General features: G+C 41.6%; 14 protein-coding genes. 2 read left to right on the plus strand and 12 right to left on the minus strand.

Annotation, left to right across the window (positions count from 1 at the left end; all coding sequences use genetic code 11):
- Positions 1-193 precede the first annotated feature (193 nt).
- On the minus strand, positions 194-2,866 hold the full coding sequence (locus P8610_RS18405) for a calcium-translocating P-type ATPase, SERCA-type (RefSeq protein ID WP_394605708.1): 2,673 nt from the start codon (positions 2,864-2,866) through the stop codon (positions 194-196).
- Positions 2,867-2,964: 98 nt separating this feature from the next.
- Here P8610_RS18405 and P8610_RS18410 point away from each other — a divergent pair, with 98 nt between their 5' ends.
- Together P8610_RS18410 and P8610_RS18415 are read left to right on the plus strand one after the other, a co-directional pair.
- Positions 2,965-4,674, plus strand: coding sequence for an Rqc2 family fibronectin-binding protein (locus tag P8610_RS18410; protein WP_394605709.1), 1,710 nt, complete (start codon positions 2,965-2,967; stop codon positions 4,672-4,674).
- A gap of 110 nt (positions 4,675-4,784) precedes the next feature.
- Entirely contained in the window at positions 4,785-4,940 is a 156-nt protein-coding gene (locus P8610_RS18415; RefSeq protein ID WP_394605710.1) for a hypothetical protein, read from the plus strand.
- A 27-nt stretch (positions 4,941-4,967) separates the two neighbouring features.
- Here the strand turns inward: P8610_RS18415 and P8610_RS18420 are convergent, their stop codons facing one another.
- From P8610_RS18420 to pyrR, 11 genes are all read right to left on the minus strand, one after another.
- Complete coding sequence (locus P8610_RS18420) at positions 4,968-5,627, minus strand: class I SAM-dependent methyltransferase (RefSeq protein WP_394605742.1); 660 nt, start codon at positions 5,625-5,627, stop codon at positions 4,968-4,970.
- Between the two features lie 30 nt (positions 5,628-5,657).
- Positions 5,658-6,296, minus strand: a complete 639-nt coding sequence (pyrE, locus tag P8610_RS18425; protein WP_394605711.1) for an orotate phosphoribosyltransferase — start codon at positions 6,294-6,296, stop codon at positions 5,658-5,660.
- Complete coding sequence (gene pyrF / locus P8610_RS18430; RefSeq protein WP_394605712.1) at positions 6,265-6,999, minus strand: orotidine-5'-phosphate decarboxylase; 735 nt, start codon at positions 6,997-6,999, stop codon at positions 6,265-6,267. Before pyrF ends, pyrE begins: the two co-directional genes overlap by 32 nt.
- On the minus strand, positions 6,972-7,910 hold the full coding sequence (locus P8610_RS18435) for a dihydroorotate dehydrogenase (protein ID WP_394605713.1): 939 nt from the start codon (positions 7,908-7,910) through the stop codon (positions 6,972-6,974). The genes pyrF and P8610_RS18435 overlap by 28 nt, the downstream gene beginning before the upstream one ends.
- Positions 7,907-8,677 carry a dihydroorotate dehydrogenase electron transfer subunit gene (locus tag P8610_RS18440; protein WP_394605714.1) on the minus strand — a complete coding sequence of 257 codons (771 nt, stop codon included), beginning with the start codon at positions 8,675-8,677 and terminating at the stop codon, positions 7,907-7,909. The genes P8610_RS18435 and P8610_RS18440 overlap by 4 nt, the downstream gene beginning before the upstream one ends.
- Positions 8,674-11,880: a carbamoyl-phosphate synthase large subunit gene (gene carB / locus P8610_RS18445; protein WP_394605715.1), complete on the minus strand. Its 3,207-nt coding sequence runs from the start codon at positions 11,878-11,880 to the stop codon at positions 8,674-8,676. The genes P8610_RS18440 and carB overlap by 4 nt, the downstream gene beginning before the upstream one ends.
- Positions 11,873-12,970, minus strand: a complete 1,098-nt coding sequence (locus P8610_RS18450) for a carbamoyl phosphate synthase small subunit (RefSeq protein WP_289495758.1) — start codon at positions 12,968-12,970, stop codon at positions 11,873-11,875. Before P8610_RS18450 ends, carB begins: the two co-directional genes overlap by 8 nt.
- Entirely contained in the window at positions 12,967-14,259 is a 1,293-nt protein-coding gene (locus P8610_RS18455; RefSeq protein WP_394605716.1) for a dihydroorotase, read from the minus strand. Before P8610_RS18455 ends, P8610_RS18450 begins: the two co-directional genes overlap by 4 nt.
- Positions 14,234-15,154 carry an aspartate carbamoyltransferase catalytic subunit gene (locus tag P8610_RS18460; RefSeq protein ID WP_394605717.1) on the minus strand — a complete coding sequence of 307 codons (921 nt, stop codon included), beginning with the start codon at positions 15,152-15,154 and terminating at the stop codon, positions 14,234-14,236. The genes P8610_RS18455 and P8610_RS18460 overlap by 26 nt, the downstream gene beginning before the upstream one ends.
- A gap of 129 nt (positions 15,155-15,283) precedes the next feature.
- The gene (locus P8610_RS18465; RefSeq protein WP_394605718.1) at positions 15,284-16,603 is read right to left on the minus strand and encodes a solute carrier family 23 protein; all 1,320 of its coding nucleotides are present in this window, start codon (positions 16,601-16,603) and stop codon (positions 15,284-15,286) included.
- A 163-nt stretch (positions 16,604-16,766) separates the two neighbouring features.
- On the minus strand, positions 16,767-17,309 hold the full coding sequence (gene pyrR, locus P8610_RS18470) for a bifunctional pyr operon transcriptional regulator/uracil phosphoribosyltransferase PyrR (RefSeq protein WP_066240591.1): 543 nt from the start codon (positions 17,307-17,309) through the stop codon (positions 16,767-16,769).
- Between the last annotated feature and the right edge of the window lie 59 nt (positions 17,310-17,368).

Genomic DNA, 17,368 nt, shown 5'->3' on the forward strand with positions numbered 1-17,368 from the left:
TTTTTTCGTATGGCGCTCGTTTTTTCGTATGGCGCTCGTTTTTTCGTATGGCGCTCGTTTTTTCGTATGGCGCTCGTTTTTTCGTATGGCGCTCGTCCAGCGTGCTTGCCAGCCGCTGGACGAGCACCGATGTTGCCAAATTCAGCATAAAACAAACGAAGCTGGCTCCCGTTCACGAGAGCCAGCTTATATTTTATCGTGCTTCTCTTTTAAACAACTGAAAACCTGCTAATGCAAATGTTGGAATGGACGCCATACCCATGACGAGCAGCCATTGTCTCACAGAAAGCGGGACAGTATGGAAGATGTCTTGCAATGGCTCCACATACATAACAACTAGCAGTAAAAGAATAGATGAAATGACCGCTAGTACCAGATATCCGTTTTGGAACGGATTTCTATGGAAAACGGAACGTTCACTTCGGCAATCGAATACGTGTATTAATTGCGCCATAACTAACGTGGCAAATGCGACGGACTGTGCGACGATTAGTTGATCTGGATTTTCTTTTAACGTTACCCAAAACGCTAAAATGGTGGCAGCCCCTATTAAAAATCCACGAGAAACGATTTTCCAGCCAAGCCCTCTTGAGAAGACTCCTTCTTTTGCTTGTCTTGGCTTTCTTCTCATAACATCTTCTTCAGCCTGATCTACACCGAGGGCCATGGCAGGTAATCCGTCTGTTACTAAGTTTACCCATAGAATTTGGATTGGCACTAATGGCAATGGCAATCCCATAATCATCGCAAACAGCATGACTAGAATTTCACCGACATTGGATGCAAGAAGATAACGAATAAACTTTCTGATGTTTTCATAGATATTTCTTCCTTCTTCTATAGCAGAGCGAATCGTAGCAAAGTTGTCGTCTCCGAGAACGAGGGAGGATGCTTCTTTGGCAACATCTGTTCCTGTAATTCCCATCGCAATACCGATATTAGCTGACTTTATCGCTGGAGCGTCATTTACCCCATCACCTGTCATCGCTACAACATGACCTTTACGCTGCAGAGACTTCACAATTTTCAACTTATGTTCAGGGGATACCCTTGCGTATACATAAACATCTTCAGAAACTTTATCGAGCTCTTCATCACTTAATTGGGCGAGTTCCGCACCTTCCATAACTCTTCCGCCGTCCGGCAGCATGTTTAATTTTTTCGCTATACTTGCAGCTGTAACAACGTGGTCACCTGTTATCATAACCGTTTTGATTCCAGCAGTCTGACAATCTCTTATACTCTCTTCAACCTCAGGGCGCGGTGGATCCATCATACCTTGCAGCCCAATAAAAGTAAGGTTTCTTTCTGCAAAAGAGGCTTGCGAATAATACTCTCCCTCTTTTAACGGCCGAATCGCAACGGCAATCGTCCGGAGGGCCTGACTTCCAAGAGCGTAGATCGCTTCTTTAATTCTTTCTTTATGTGCTTGTTTCATTAATTGCTTTTTGTCGTCCCACACAATGTAATCACTTTTTTCAAGTAAAACATCTGGTGCTCCCTTTACAACGAGCATCTGATTTCCATCTGTATCTTGAACAACGACACTCATCATTTTACGTGTAGAATCAAAAGGAAACTCATGCTGATGCGTAAATTGTTCACTCAAAGACTCTTTAGTAATGCCTGCTTTATGCGCACTAACAAGTAAGGCCGTCTCAGTTGGATCACCGATTTCCAGCAGTGAACCTTTCTTAACTTCTTCAATTGAAGCATTATTACATAGTGCCGCATATGCCAAAACCTCTGTCAGTTTATCTTCGCGTTTATTACTTTCTTGGATATTCGCTCCAACAACTTCAAAACCTTCTTCACTGACAGTCCATTGTGTGCCTTGAGACCAAACACGCGTTACAGTCATTTTATTTTGCGTAAGCGTACCCGTTTTATCAGAACAGATGACAGTTGCACAGCCTAAAGTTTCTACAGAAGGAAGCTTGCGGACAATGGCGCGCTTCCGAATCATCTTTTGTACTCCAAGTGCGAGTGCAATTGTAACGATTGCCGGGAGTCCTTCAGGAATAGCCGCAACAGCAAGGGATACCCCAGCTAAAATCATGCTATACAAATCATGTCCTTGCATCACACCCGCTAGTACAACAAGTACGGTTAAAAGTAGAGCAAGTGCGATTAAGATTTTACCAAGCTGTTCAAGCTTCATTTGAAGAGGTGTTGCAATGTTTTCCGCAGTTTGAATCAAATGTGCGATCTTGCCCATTTCTGTTTTCATACCCGTTGCAACAACGATACCTTGTCCTGTTCCTCTCGTGACCATTGTTCCCATAAACGCCATATTCTCTTGATCACCGAGGTTCAGGTCATCAGCAGAAATAAGATTGTTATGCTTTTGAGCAGGAACGGATTCCCCAGTAAGTGCGGACTCCTCGATTTGCAAACCTGACGTTTTTAATAATCGAATATCGGCTCCAACTCTATCACCGCTTCTTACTTTGATTACATCTCCTGTGACGACATCTTTAGCGGCGATTGACACCCATTTACCCTCTCTTAAAACTTGTGCAGTCGGTGCAGAGAGTTCTTTTAGGGAAGCCAGTGACTTTTCAGCTTTTCTTTCTTGAATAAACCCTAGAATTCCGTTCATTACAACGATCAAGATGATAGCAATCGCGTCTAAATATTCTCCTAAAAAACCAGAAAGCAACGTGGCAGCCAGTAATACTAAAACCATGAAATCCTTGAATTGTGCGAGAAACATTAAAATGGCAGACTGCTTCTTACCTTCTTCTAACTGATTCGGTCCATCTAGCTTTAACCGTCGTTCTTGCTCGCTTTTTGTGAGCCCTTCTTCCATCCTGCTGTTCAGTATGGATTCAATTTCGTCTTGCGGCAGCTGGTACCAATTCATAGCTTCCACCTCTAATAAGATTAGTTAATAGCATTTATATGCAGGCATGTCCGCAAAAATGCTATACTATGAATCAGAAATAAGAGGTGAACCAAATCATGAGTTTTGATGGAATAATGACACGTGCAATAACCACAGAATTACAGAACACACTTACGTCAGGCAGAATTTCAAAAGTATATCAGCCACATAAGACAGATCTTGTTTTTACTATCCGTGCGAACGGAAAGAACCATAAGCTATTATTATCTGCCAACCCCTCTTTTGCGAGAGTGCATCTGACAGAGCACACATATGAAAATCCGGATACTCCACCCATGTTCTGTATGCTGCTCAGAAAGCATTTAGAAGGAGCTTTTATTGAAAAAATTGAACAGCTTGATTTGGAGAGAATTATTACGATCACTGTAAAAAACCGTGATGAGATCGGGGACGAAACAACAAAGGTCTTATACGTTGAAATCATGGGCAGACATAGCAACATTATCTTAGTTGACGAAAAATCAGGAAAGATTGTAGATAGCATAAAACATATTCCGAGCTTTCAAAATCGTCACAGAACCATTCTTCCAGGTTTTCAGTACGTGATGCCTCCTGCACAGGAAAAGACAGATCCTTTTGCCATTACAAATAAAGATGAATTAATATCAAGGATTTCTTGGAACGAAGGAAAATTAGATAAACAGTTTGTAGCGAGATTCAGTGGGTTCTCTCCCTTGATCGCAAAAGAAATCGTTTACCGAGCTGGTCTATCCGTTAAAGAGGAAGTTGCGGACGCGTTCTTTGAAGTAATGAAGCAGCTATCCCAGCAAAACTACGAACCTCAAATGATAACAAATGAAAAGAAAGAATACTTTTCTGTCATTCCTTTAAGTCATGTTACTGGTGAGATTCGCCTTTTTGATACGGTAAGCAAAATGCTCGATCGCTTTTTCTATGGCAAAGCTGACCGAGATCGCATTAAACAGCAGGCAAATGATCTCGAAAAATACTTGTCCAACGAGTATGATAAAATCAATAAAAAGATCGGCAAGCTAGAAAAAGAACTTCAGCAAACGGTCAACGCAGAAGAGTATCAAAGAAAAGGTGAACTGCTTACTGCGTATATGTATTTAGCGAAAAAAGGCGATAAAGAAATAGAAGTTGAGGATTATTTCTCAGAGGACCAGCCATTGGTTAAGATTACTCTCGATCCGCTTAAAACGCCTGCAGATAATGCACAAAGCTACTTCAAAAAATATGCAAAGCTGAAGAAGTCTGTTTCAATCATCAAAGATCAAATCGAAAAGTCAAAGAATGAATTGCTTTACTTTGAAAGACTGATTGTTCAGATGGATTCTGCATCTATGAAAGATGTTGAAGAAATTCGAGAAGAGCTCGGTGAAGGCGGTTATTTAAAACACCGGCAAAGTAAAAATAAGAAAAAACAAAACAAGACGCCTCAGCCAGAAAAATTTATTTCAACTGATGGAACCGAAATCTTAGTTGGAAAGAACAATAAACAAAATGATTATCTAACGTTCAAACTGTCACGTGCGAATGAAACATGGCTTCATACAAAAGACATTCCAGGCTCACATGTGCTGATCCGTTCATCATCTCCAAGTGACTCAGCATTACAAGAAGCTGCAATATTAGCAGGATTTTTCAGCAAAGCGAAGAATTCCAGCTCAGTACCTGTTGACTACACGCTAGTCAGACATGTAAAAAAACCAAACGGATCAAAGCCTGGGTTTGTTATTTATGATAATCAGCAGACGCTTTATGTGACACCAGATGAAGATCTTGTTTTTCGTTTAAAGAATTAGGTTTTATCTAACGGAGAGTGGCATGTAAAAGAATTTGGAAGTTTCTTCATTGAAAAGTTGATTGAAGTGGAAGGTGGGGACTCCTCGAAAATGAAAAGCACATTTTCTTCGTGCGATGCGACGCTGCCGAAGCCTTCCTTGTCCTGCGGGAAAAGCGGTCAGGTGAGACCCTTAAGGGCGCAAAGCGGCAAGGGGCTCACCGCCTGCCCCGCGGAAAGCGAGCACCTGAAACGGAGATCAACTACCCTAAAGTACTACAAAAATGACTAACAAAAAAAGCAGGACAGCATTAATTAGCTGTTCTGCTCTTTTTTCGCTGTGGTAATCAATGCAAGCCCGCCTAATACTTCTTTATGTTTGATCTCCGTAAAACGAAGGTTTTGAAGCAATGCTGTCATCTCATCCTCCGTATAACGGTGTCTTCTCGTACTTACATTAGACCATTTTAATAAAGCCGTTCTTTCAAAGCCTGAGATTCCCCGTTCCTTTCCGTAAGAAGCAGCAGTCTCCTGGCTCATCTTTTCACTTGGATTAAGCATAGCGATCATACCATCTTGCTTAAGTATACGATTCACTTCCCGTATCCCATTAGCAGGGTCTGGCAATAAAAACATGACACAGGTGGATAACGCTAAATCAAATGTCTCATCTTTGAATGGCAAATCTTCTGCATCTGCTACTACAAATTCACTTTTACCACTTAATTCATGGTAAAAGAATTGCTGAATACTCGCCTTCACCATTTCAGATGACAAATCCACTCCAACCAACCTTTTCGCTTCCTCTGCCCCTCGCAGCAAAAGCCTGCCTGTTCCACACCCTACATCCAGGACTTCTTTATCTACCCATGACCCTGTTGTTTCTTTTAACGTGTCGTGTATTTCTTTCAGCCATGTTGTACGTGCCATTGCATCAAAAAAAGAAACAAGTTCGTCAAATTCCTCACCGTTCATTTTTCTCAAAATCGTAGTCTCCTTAGAATACTATTTGGAAAAAGAGGCTGCTCCCCAATGTTCTGGGTCTTGTTGCCATTCTTTTAATAGAGAAAGCCCCTGTGCACTAATCTTACCGCTTTCTTGTGCTTCCTCTATTAATGTACTAAAGTTTGTAACCGTTTGAAAAGGAATATCTAGTTCACCAAGTGCGTCATCTGCTTTTTTCAATCCGTAGCTAAAGATCGCTACAACACCTAACACTTCAATCCCCGCTTCACGAAGTGCAAGTACAGATTGGATAGAGCTTTTTCCTGTAGAAATCAAATCTTCAACAACAACCGCTTTTCTGCTTTTTTCTGTTAATCCTTCGATTTGTTTCGCTTTTCCGTGAGCTTTTGCGCTTGAGCGTACATAGCACATCGGCAGGTTCACCTGTTCAGCAACAAACGCAGCATGCGGGATACCCGCTGTTGCCGTTCCTGCGATTAAATCCGCTTCTGGATAGTGATTTTGAATTACCGCTGCAAGCTCTTCAGCAACTTGTTTACGGATTTCTGGATACGCGATGATGAGACGGTTGTCGCAATAAATAGGAGACTTTAACCCTGAAGACCACGTATACGGATTTTCTGGAGATAATGTTACGGCTTCGATATTAAGCAAGTGTTGGGAAACTGTTGTTTTCATAGCTTTCTCTCCATTCATTGAAAATTTCTTCATAAGTACTCACTGGTTCTTCAGCTCCTGTAATGCTTCGGCCGATTACCATATAATCCGATTTTTTTATAGCTGCTTCTCCTGGTGTTGCTACTCTCGCCTGATCATGCGTATCGGATCCAGAAAGTCTGATACCAGGAGTTACTGTAAGGAAGTCTTCTCCGCATACGTTCTTGATAGAAGCAGCTTCTTGCACCGAACAAACGACACCATCCAGACCTGCATTCTTCGCAAGTTTCGCATAGTGTGACACGCAGTCGTTCAGATCGATATCCTTGATCAATAATTCTTCTTTCAGCACTTTTTCTGTTGTGCTCGTCAGTTGAGTGACAGCGATCAATTTCGTATGATGAGCACCTGCTGCAAGAAGACCTTCCTTAGCGGCTTTCATCATCGCTACTCCTCCAGCAGCATGCACATTAACCATATCAATGTTCAGTCCACCGAGAACTTTCATTGCTTTATGAACAGTCGTAGGAATATCATGAAGCTTTAAATCTAGGAAAACGCGAAAGTTTTGTTCTTTCAGCCACCTGACAAAGGAAGCACCTTCTGCATAAAAAAGTTCCATACCGACTTTTACATAAGGAGACTGATCATCAAAATTTGCTAAAAACACCTTTGCTTTTTTGGCATTTTCAAAGTCTAGCGCGATGATAACGGGGTTTTCCATTGCTTAAAACTCCTTCCTGTCATTTCGCTTATATGTTCAACACCAATCTCATCCAGTAATGATGGAAGCTTATCGATAATTTCTGGACACACATACGGGTTCACGAAGTTCGCCGTTCCTACCGCTACAGCAGAAGCTCCCGCTGACATCATTTCCAGTACATCTTCAGCAGTACTCACACCACCCATACCGATGATCGGAAGAGAAACTTTTTGACTAACTTCATAAATCATACGTATCGCTACCGGTTTGATCGCTGGACCAGATAATCCGCCTGTTTTGTTCGCCAAGATAGGATTTCCACTTCTCCAGTCCAGTTTCATGCCGACAAGTGTATTGATCATTGAAAGGCCGTCTGCACCTGCGTCCTCCACTGCTTGAGCCATCTCTGTAATGTTTGATACATTCGGTGAAAGTTTTACGTACACAGGTTTTTGTGATGCGTTTTTTACTTTTCGTGTTAGATCTGCAGCTGATTTATAATGTGTTCCAAACTGAATGCCGCCCTCTTTTACATTCGGGCAGGAAATGTTTAACTCAATCGCTGATACGAGAGGTGAAGAAGAAATTTGTCTTGTTACTTCGATATATTCGTCTTCTGTTGATCCTGCAATATTAGCTAAGATCGGAATGTTGTAAGGTTTAAGCGCAGGAAGTTCATTTTCAATGATGTTTGCAACTCCTGGATTTTGAAGACCAATAGCGTTTAGCATGCCACTTTCAGTTTCAGCTACTCGGGGTGTCGGGTTTCCGAAACGCCCCTCAAGCGTAGCTGCTTTAATCGTAATACCGCCAAGAAGGCTTAAGTCATACCATTTTGCATATTCTTTTCCAAATCCAAAACAACCTGATGCAGGCAGAATGGGGTTCTTCATATTTAATCCTGGCAATGAAACACTTAGCCGACTCATAAAACAACCTCCCCCATCTTGAATACTGGTCCGTCGCTGCAAATTTTTACGTAACCTGATTTCCTTGTTTCGGTCGGACATACACATGCAAAACACGCTCCGATGCCACAGCCCATTCGTTCTTCTAAAGAAAGATATCCGTCTAGGCTCCCAGCTCTATCTTCCACAGCTTTTAGCATTACTGCTGGGCCAACAGAGTAAATAACAGGCGCCTCTTCCATGCATCTTTCCATCGCATCTGTAACAAATCCTTTTATACCAAGAGAACCATCTACCGTCGTTACAATCGTTTCACCGATTTCTTTAAACTTATCTACATAAAAGCTATCTTCAAAAGATTGATAACCTAAGATGAAGGTAACTTCAACTCCAGCATTTTTAAGCTGTTTTCCAAGGTAGTAAAGCGGCGGTACACCAATTCCTCCACCTATTAGGAGTGCACTTCTTTTTACATCCACTTCATCCATATCAAATCCGTTTCCAAGCGGACCCAGAACATCCACTACTTCACCGGTTTGTTTTTCGCTAATCTGTTTCGTGCCATCGCCTTGCGCTCGATATAACAAAGTTACTTCTTCTCTTTCAAAATCTACATCACAGATGGAGAGAGGACGGCGCAATAGTTTAGAAGTATGATTTCCAACACTGACATGGAGAAACTGACCAGGTGCAGTCATACTTCCTACACCAGGGCCAGTCAATTTCATTTCAAATATGTTTCGTGCAATCTCCGTATTCGACGTAACCTTTAACAAATGTTTCATCATACGAGCACCTTTTCTTTTTTAGTGAAAGAAGATAGGGCATGGCTTGAGAACGAAATGGATTCTAGTACTTCTAAAAGAGCGACAGAAGTATCCAGGTTTGTCAGACACACTACTCCATTTTCGGCACATTCTCTTCGGATTCTAAAACCATCTCTAGCTGGCAGCTTTCCTTTAGTCAATGTGTTTACAACAAATTGCGCTTCACCTTTTCGAATCACTTCAAGCAGGTTTCTTCCTTCAGAACCAATCTTTCCAACTACATCAACTGGAATGCCTTCTTTTTCGATAATGCTTGCTGTTCCTTCTGTTGCCATGATCGAGTAGCCGATCTCGTAGAATCTCTTCACCATATGAAGTGCTTCTTCTTTATCTTTATCCGCGACAGTAAAGAGTACTGTTCCATATGCAGGAATCTTCATGCCAGAGGCGATAAGACCTTTGTAAAGGGCTTTTTGAAGATTCTTATCTCTTCCCATTACTTCCCCAGTTGACTTCATCTCAGGTCCTAAATACGTATCTACGCGGCGAAGTTTAGCGAAGGAGAACACTGGTACTTTTACCGAAACCTCATCCGCTTCCTTCTGGTAGCCCGTTTCATAACCTTGACGTTGTAAGCTCTCACCTAAAATAACTTTGGTAGCTACGTTTGCCATCGGAACCCCCGTTATCTTGCTTAGGAACGGCACTGTTCGGCTTGAGCGCGGATTCACTTCAAGCACATATACTTCCTCTTTGTGCCATACGAACTGGATGTTTAACAATCCGATGATTTTTAATCCTTTTGCGATTGAGATGGTTCTGTCGATAATCTTTTGTTTGATACTTTCAGGCAATGTTTGCGGAGGATAAACCGCGATTGAGTCACCTGAGTGAACACCCGCGCGTTCAATATGCTCCATCATTCCTGGGATGAACACATCTTTTCCGTCTGAAATCGCATCTACTTCAATCTCTTTACCTTCAAGGTATCTGTCAACCAATACCGGATGATCAGGATTTACTCTCGCTGCGTTCTCCATGTATTGAAGAAGTTCGCTTTCTTGGTACACGATTTCCATCGCTCTTCCACCTAACACATAAGATGGACGAACAAGAACAGGATAACCGATTGAATTTGCGATCGTTACAGCGTCCGTTACAGAGAATGCTGTTTTTCCTGCTGGCTGCGGGATGTTAAGCTGCTGCATCACTTTTTCAAAACGCTCTCTGTCTTCAGCTAAATCCATGCTGTCAAGGGATGTTCCAAGAATCGTAATTCCTCTTCTTTCAAGCTCTTCAGAAAGATTGATGGCTGTCTGTCCTCCAAACTGAACGATGACTCCTTCTGGCTTTTCATGTTCAATGACATGCATAACGTCTTCTACCGTCAGTGGTTCAAAATAAAGCTTGTCTGACATACTGAAGTCAGTAGAAACCGTTTCTGGGTTATTGTTTATAATGATTGCTTCATATCCTGCTTCTTGAATCGCCCAAACCGTGTGAACTGTAGCGTAATCAAATTCAATACCCTGTCCGATTCTGATTGGTCCCGATCCAAGTACAACAACACTCTTTTTATCCGTAATAATGGATTCATCTTCTTCACCGTATGTTCCGTAGTAGTAAGGTGTTGCCGATTCGAACTCAGCTGCACACGTATCGACCATCTTGAACACTGGTTTGATTCTTTCGTTCAGTCTGAATTGATAAAGCTCGTATTCATCCATCTCCCAAGCTTCTGCAATCCATCGGTCGCTGAATCCTTTTTCTTTTGCTTTCTTTAAGATAACAGCATCCTTCTTACGCTCTTTCACACGCTTTTCTAATAAGATGATTCCGTAAAGTTTTTCTAAGAAGAACAGATCAATCTTCGTCCATTCATGAATTTCTTCTACTGAAATACCCATTCTAAAAGCTTCTGCGATATAGAAAAGTCTTTCATCATCTGCTCGCAGGATCTTTTCTTCAACTTCTGATTTAGTTAGATTTTTTTCTTTTACATCTAGATGGAAAGCAGATATTTCAAGCGACCGCACAGCTTTTAAAAGAGATTCTTCAAAGTTGCGTCCGATTGCCATAACTTCTCCAGTTGCTTTCATCTGTGTACCAAGTTTACGGTTCGCTCCTTCAAACTTGTCAAATGGCCATCTAGGAATCTTTGAAACAATATAGTCAAGTGCAGGTTCAAAACAAGCATACGTTGTACCTGTTACTGGGTTTTTAATTTCATCTAGTGTGTAGCCTACTGCAATCTTTGCTGCTAATTTTGCGATCGGGTATCCTGTCGCTTTTGAAGCTAGTGCAGATGAACGGCTTACACGCGGATTTACTTCAATCACATAGTATTGCGCGCTTTCTGGGTCTAGGGCGAGCTGTACGTTACAGCCTCCTTCAATTTTTAAGGCTCTTATAATTTTTAATGATGCGTTTCGTAAAAGCTGATAATCTCTATCTGTTAATGTCTGACTCGGTGCTACTACAATTGAATCACCTGTATGGATACCGACTGGATCAATGTTTTCCATGTTACATACGACGATCGCCGTGTCGTTTTTATCTCTCATTACTTCATATTCGATTTCCTTGAATCCAGCGATGCTTTTCTCGATCAATACTTGTCCAACCGGACTTGCATGCAGACCAGATGGCGTAATTTCTAAAAACTCTTCTTCGTTTGTTACAATACCGCCGCCTGTTCCTCCGAGCGTAAAGGCAGGACGAATGATAACAGGGTAACCATTTTCTTCAACAAATGCTCTTGCTTCTTCCATGTTGTGAACGATTGCACTCTCAGGTACTGGCTCGTTCAACTCTCTCATTAAATTTCTGAACAAGTCACGGTCTTCCGCTTGTTGAATCGAGGGAAGCTTTGTTCCTAATAGCTCTACGTTGTATTCCTCGAGAATCCCTGAATTAAAAAGCTCTACTGCCATGTTAAGACCTGTTTGTCCGCCAAGTGTGGCCAGAAGGCCATCGGGCCGCTCTTGACGGATGATTCGAGAAACAAACTCGAGTGTTAGGGGTTCGATGTAAACCTTATCGGCCATATTGGGATCTGTCATGATTGTTGCTGGGTTTGAGTTAACTAGAACAACTTCATATCCTTCTTCTTTTAAAGCTTGGCAAGCTTGTGTACCTGCATAATCAAATTCAGCAGCTTGTCCAATTACGATTGGTCCAGAACCTATTACTAGAATTTTTCGGATATCTTGACGTTTAGGCATATTGCATCAAACCTTCTTTCTTAGTTGTTTTTATCATGTTCATGAAATCATCAAAAATCGGATTTGAATCTTGTGGTCCTGGTGATGCCTCTGGGTGATATTGGATGGAAAAGGCCGGCTTTTCTTTATGTTTCAAGCCTTCTACTGTTCCATCGTTTACTGCTTGATGTGTAAGTACTAAATCTGTGTTTAATAACGAACTTTCGTTTACCGCGTATCCGTGATTTTGAGAAGTTAGTGCTATTTTTCCAGTTGCAAGATCTTTGACTGGGTGGTTAGATCCTCTGTGTCCGAATTTCAGCTTTTCTGTATCAGCGCCCGAAGCAAGAGCTAGAAGTTGATGCCCCAAGCAGATTCCTAAGATCGGAACGTTGTTCTTTAAAAGCTCTTGAATCATTGTAATGCCTGAGTGTACATCTTTTGGATCTCCAGGGCCGTTGCTGAGTAAAACACCGTCAGGCTGCAGGCGGATAATATCAGCCGCCGTTGTGTTGTAAGGTACAACGATTACATCACATAAACGTCTCGAAAGTTCTCTCAGCATTCCGCTTTTCACACCAAAGTCTACAACTACAACTCGATATCCGCTGTTTGGCAAGTGGTAAGGAGATTTTGTAGATACTTTTTTCACTTGATCAGTTGTTAATCCTGTTCTGTTCAATTCGTTAATAATCTCTTCAGCATTTTCAATGGAATTCGTCATTTTCCCTTTTAATGTACCAAACTGACGGATCTTTCTCGTTAACTTACGTGTATCAATTCCATACAGTCCAGGAATATCCTTAGCCGTCAGCCAGCTGCTTAATGACTGCATCCCTTCATGGTGATTTGGGAACTCAGCATGTTCGTTTACGATGATTCCGCTTGTAGCCGGATGAATAGACTCATAATCAGAACGGTTGATTCCGTAGTTGCCCACTAGCGGATACGTAAAGCAGATGATTTGATCACAATAAGAAGGATCTGTCATTACTTCCTGATATCCTGTCATACTTGTCGTAAATACTACTTCCCCGCTTGATTCACGCTGTGAACCAAATGCCAATCCGTTAAAAATTGTTCCATCCTCTAAAATTAAGTAGCGTTTCATACTAAGCTCTCCTCTCTGTGATAAACAAGCTTTCCATCAAAAATTGTTGCAACCGGCCATCCTTTGCAGATCCAGCCGTCAAACGGTGTATTTTTCCCTTTTGATACGAACTCACCAGCGTTGATCGCTTCTTCTTTTTCTAAATCTAAAATTGTTATATCAGCAAGTGCGCCTTCTTTAAGTGATCCATAAGGTAGGTCAAAACTTTTTGCCGGTTTTTTCGTCATGTTATCAACTAGCTCCTGCAGCGTGAATAACTTCTCTTTTACGACAAGCTCTGTGTAAAGGAGAGGAAAAGCTGTTTCAAGACCTACAATTCCAAAAGGTGCAAGTTCAACATTCTGGCTTTTCTCTTCTGCACTATGCGGCGCATGATCTGTTGCGATAAAGTCTAGTGTGCCTTCTTTTAATCCTTGGATTAACGCTTCTCGATCGGCTTCACTTCTTAGCGGCGGATTCATCTTATAATGTGTATCGTTTGCCTTTATGTCTTTGTCACTTAAGATTAAGTGATGCGGTGTAACTTCCGCTGTCACTTTTATTCCAGCGCGCTTAGCATCTTTTATTACGCGTACAGATTCTTTTGTACTCACGTGGCAAACATGGTATCTTGCCTCTGCTGCTTCAGCGAGCAGTACATCACGTGCGATGTGAACAGATTCACTGACTGAAGGAATTCCCGGCAAATTTTCTTTTTTAGCAAACTCACCTTCATGAAAAGCTCCTCCTTTAGGAAGAAGGGAATTGTCTTCACAATGTGCCACGATTACTGCTCCAAGCCGGCTCGCCTGTTTCATCGCTTTCAGCATCATTCCAGCTGATTGTACGCCTACTCCATCATCCGTAAAAGCAAATGCCCCGCCTTTTAAAAGTGTTTCAAAATCTGTTAATTCACTGCCGATTTGTCTCGTTGTGATCGAAGCGTAAGGCAATACTCTGCAGCTTGCTGTCTGCTTAATTTTTTGCTGAACAAGTTCTAAAGTCTCAGCACTGTCTGGTACAGGGCGCGTGTTCGGCATTGCCGCAAGAGTTGTATAGCCGCCTTTAACAGCTGCTTTCGTTCCAGATGCAATCGTCTCTTTATGCTCACCGCCAGGCTCTCTTAAGTGAACATGAAGATCTACAAATCCTGGAGTAACAAGTTTCCCCTCTGCTTCTAGCACTTGGTGTTCCTCTAAAGGAATGTCTTTTTCAATTTTTTTAATCATGTTATTTTCGATTAAAATATCTGTATGAATAAAGTTATTGCTTCCATCTAAAATGTTAGCGTTTTTTAATAAGTAACCCATGATCTACCGCCTCCTGATTTGTTGTTAAAGCCCATTTCAAAACTGCCATCCGAATAAAAACCCCGTTTTGTACTTGTTGAAAGATTCTCGAGCGTTCACACTCTACAAGCTCATCTGCAATTTCAATCCCTCTATTAACCGGGGCAGGGTGCATGATTATACTGTGAGACTTCATCCTCTTTTCTCGTTCCAGCGTTAGACCATATTGTTGATGATACTCTTCTTTTGTTAGCAGCATGGAACTGCTATGTCTTTCATGCTGTATTCTGAGCATCATTAAAGCATCTGCTGCTTCTACTGCTTCATCCATCGGAACAAAGTCTTCTTTCCACTCATCAACAAACCATTCTTCAGGACCTGAGAACATGACTTTCGCACCCATTTTTCGAAGTACCTCTGCGTTTGAGCGTGCCACCCTGCTGTGCAGGATGTCACCTACAATAACGACTGTTAATCCTTGCAAAACGATAAACTCTTGTTGAATCGTTAGTAGATCTAAAAGAGATTGAGTTGGATGATTTCCGCAGCCATCACCTGCGTTGATGATAGGAACATTTATTTTTTCAGCTAAGCCATCGAAATAGCGGTCTTCAGGATGTCTGATAACAAATGCTTCTACTCCTATTTCCTCCAGCGTTCTTAACGTGTCGTAGAGCGTTTCTCCTTTTTGAACGGAAGAACCGTTAACTTCCACGTTTAAAGGTTTCATGCCAAGTCTGTGTTCTGCAGCTTCAAAGCTGAACCTTGTTCTTGTACTTGGCTCAAAAAATAAATTCGCGATCATCTTATCGTTGAAGATTTTATCTTGCTTTCCGCTTTTAAATTCTTCTGCTTTGTTTAAAATGTATTGAATGTCTTCGATAGACAGCTCGTTCATTGACAGCAAATGATTCATTCTAAACTCTCCTTTTGACATAAAAATAGCACCCTGAAAGTTTTTTCAGGGTGCTCTTAACAGAAGAAGAAAACCGTTCCTCTTAAGTCGTCACCCTTTTAAGTCTCTCGTACTTATTTAAAAGGTGTATTATGCAGCTGTGTCGTTTCCATCTGTTTTAAACATTTTGTTGATTAGATCTTTTTCGTTTTCTCTTCCTGGCAGCACCAAGTTTAGAACAATTCCGATCAGTGTTGCTAAAGCCATTCCAGCAATCTCAAAGTTTGCATTGATCTTAAGAGCTGCTCCGCCAATTCCGGTTACTAAGATTACAGATGAGATAATCAAGTTTCTTTTGTTTCCAAAGTCTATATTATTATCTACAAGCATTCTTAATCCTGATGAAGCGATGATTCCGAACAAGAGAATGGAAACTCCACCCATTACCGCTGTTGGAATTGTGCTGATCAGTGCTGTAACTTTCCCAGAGAATCCGAACAGGATCGCTGTCACAGCAGCTCCTCCTATTACGAAAACTGAGTAAACTCGAGTTATTGCTAACACTCCGATGTTTTCACCGTAAGTTGTTACAGGCGGTCCGCCGATCAAAGAACCGATAACCACTCCCATTCCATCGCCTAAAATCGAGCGATGAAGGCCTGGTTTTTCAATAAAGTTTCGGCCAACTACTTTAGATAGAACGAGCTGATGTCCGATGTGTTCTGCAATGGTTACCGCAGCAACCGGCATCATGATCATAGCAATACTCCATGAGAAGTCTGGAGTATAGTTTACAAAAGGTACGAAGAAGTCTGGTGCTTGAATCCATTTTGCTTCTGCCACTTTCGTAAAATCTACAATACCTCTGAAGTAAGCAAAGCTAAAACCTGCGATAATTCCGATTAAGATTGGTATAATTCCTAAGATTCCTCTAAAGAAAATCGAGCATATGATTGTAATGCCAAGTGTGAAAAGTGCTACCGTAAAGTGATTTAAGCTATACTTCTGTGTTTCAGGGTCGTTCATCGCCATTCCTACTGCTACATTTGCCAGCCCTAATCCGATTACGATAATGACAGGACCAACGACAACCGGCGGCAGCACTCTCATCAGCCATTTAAAGCCAAAGCCTTTTATTAAAAGTGCGACTACCCCATATACTAGTCCCGCTAGAAAACTTCCTAGCATTGCTGCTTCAGGTCCGCCAAAAGCTTTAACCGTCAAGATCGGTGTGATAAAAGCAAAGCTTGATCCAAGGTAAGCGGGAATCTGGCCTTTTGTTACCAATAGATATGCGATTGTTGCAAGTCCGCTTGATACGAGTGCCACTCCAGGATGCAGTCCAACTAAGAACGGTACCAATACCGTTGCGCCGAACATTGCAAATAAGTGCTGTAAGCTTAGTGTCAGCCATTGAACCGGTGACGGTTTTTCATTTACATCTAAAATTGCTTTTGTGTTGTTTTTCATTTAGAAATACCTCCTGTGTATAAGACGCTCTTTTCTGCAATAAAAAACCTCTTCTGCTTTTTAGCAAAAGAGGCCGCGGAGGCACATGTGCACACTAAGAACATTGTGAGCACATGATTTATACCTCCCTTGCCAGCCTCTCTGGACTGAATTTAAAGGGACTTTATTTGTTTGTTGAGATCGATACTTCATCAAAGCCATCAACTTCTATTAAAGAGGCTGATATAATTTCTTCGCTTGATGTTGGAACATTTTTTCCTACATAATCAGCTCGTATCGGCAATTCTCTATGACCTCTGTCGATAAGGACTGCAAGCTGTATATTCGAGGCTCGTCCAAGATCCATGATGGCATCCATACCTGCTCTAACTGTTCTTCCTGTATATAGAACATCATCCACCAAGATAATCTTTTTGTCAGAAACTTCGACCGGAATGTCAGTTCCTTTCACTTCAGGTTCAGAATCATCCGTTTTGATCTTAAGATCGTCTCTGTATAATGTGATATCAATTACACCTACTGACACGGCATTTCCCTCGATCTGTTCGATACGCTCAGCAAGGCGTTTTGCAAGAAATTCACCTCGGGTCTTTATGCCAGCTAATACGATGTCTTTGACTCCTTTATTCCGCTCAATGATCTCATGCGCAATTCGAGTCAATGCTCTTCTGATTGCTTGGTCATCCATTAATACTGTCTTTGACATAACATACCCTCCTTTTAAAACTCGGTGCCTTTAACCGTTATCTTTCAAAAAAAAATCCT

The organism is Fictibacillus sp. UD (assembly GCF_043558025.1).
In the GTDB taxonomy this organism is placed as follows: Bacteria; Bacillota; Bacilli; order Bacillales; family Fictibacillaceae; genus Fictibacillus.

Bases quoted from the DNA above. Each gene is read 5' to 3' on its own strand.
- P8610_RS18405 (WP_394605708.1), bottom strand. From the start codon at position 2,866: ATGAATTGGTACCAGCTGCCGCAAGACGAAATTGAATCCATACTGAAC.
- P8610_RS18410 (WP_394605709.1), top strand. From the start codon at position 2,965: ATGAGTTTTGATGGAATAATGACACGTGCAATAACCACAGAATTACAG.
- P8610_RS18420 (WP_394605742.1), bottom strand. From the start codon at position 5,627: ATGAACGGTGAGGAATTTGACGAACTTGTTTCTTTTTTTGATGCAATG.
- pyrE (WP_394605711.1), bottom strand. From the start codon at position 6,296: ATGAAAACAACAGTTTCCCAACACTTGCTTAATATCGAAGCCGTAACA.
- pyrF (WP_394605712.1), bottom strand. From the start codon at position 6,999: ATGGAAAACCCCGTTATCATCGCGCTAGACTTTGAAAATGCCAAAAAA.
- P8610_RS18435 (WP_394605713.1), bottom strand. From the start codon at position 7,910: ATGAGTCGGCTAAGTGTTTCATTGCCAGGATTAAATATGAAGAACCCC.
- P8610_RS18440 (WP_394605714.1), bottom strand. From the start codon at position 8,677: ATGATGAAACATTTGTTAAAGGTTACGTCGAATACGGAGATTGCACGA.
- carB (WP_394605715.1), bottom strand. From the start codon at position 11,880: ATGCCTAAACGTCAAGATATCCGAAAAATTCTAGTAATAGGTTCTGGA.
- P8610_RS18450 (WP_289495758.1), bottom strand. From the start codon at position 12,970: ATGAAACGCTACTTAATTTTAGAGGATGGAACAATTTTTAACGGATTG.
- P8610_RS18455 (WP_394605716.1), bottom strand. From the start codon at position 14,259: ATGGGTTACTTATTAAAAAACGCTAACATTTTAGATGGAAGCAATAAC.
- P8610_RS18460 (WP_394605717.1), bottom strand. From the start codon at position 15,154: ATGAATCATTTGCTGTCAATGAACGAGCTGTCTATCGAAGACATTCAA.
- P8610_RS18465 (WP_394605718.1), bottom strand. From the start codon at position 16,603: ATGAAAAACAACACAAAAGCAATTTTAGATGTAAATGAAAAACCGTCA.
- pyrR (WP_066240591.1), bottom strand. From the start codon at position 17,309: ATGTCAAAGACAGTATTAATGGATGACCAAGCAATCAGAAGAGCATTG.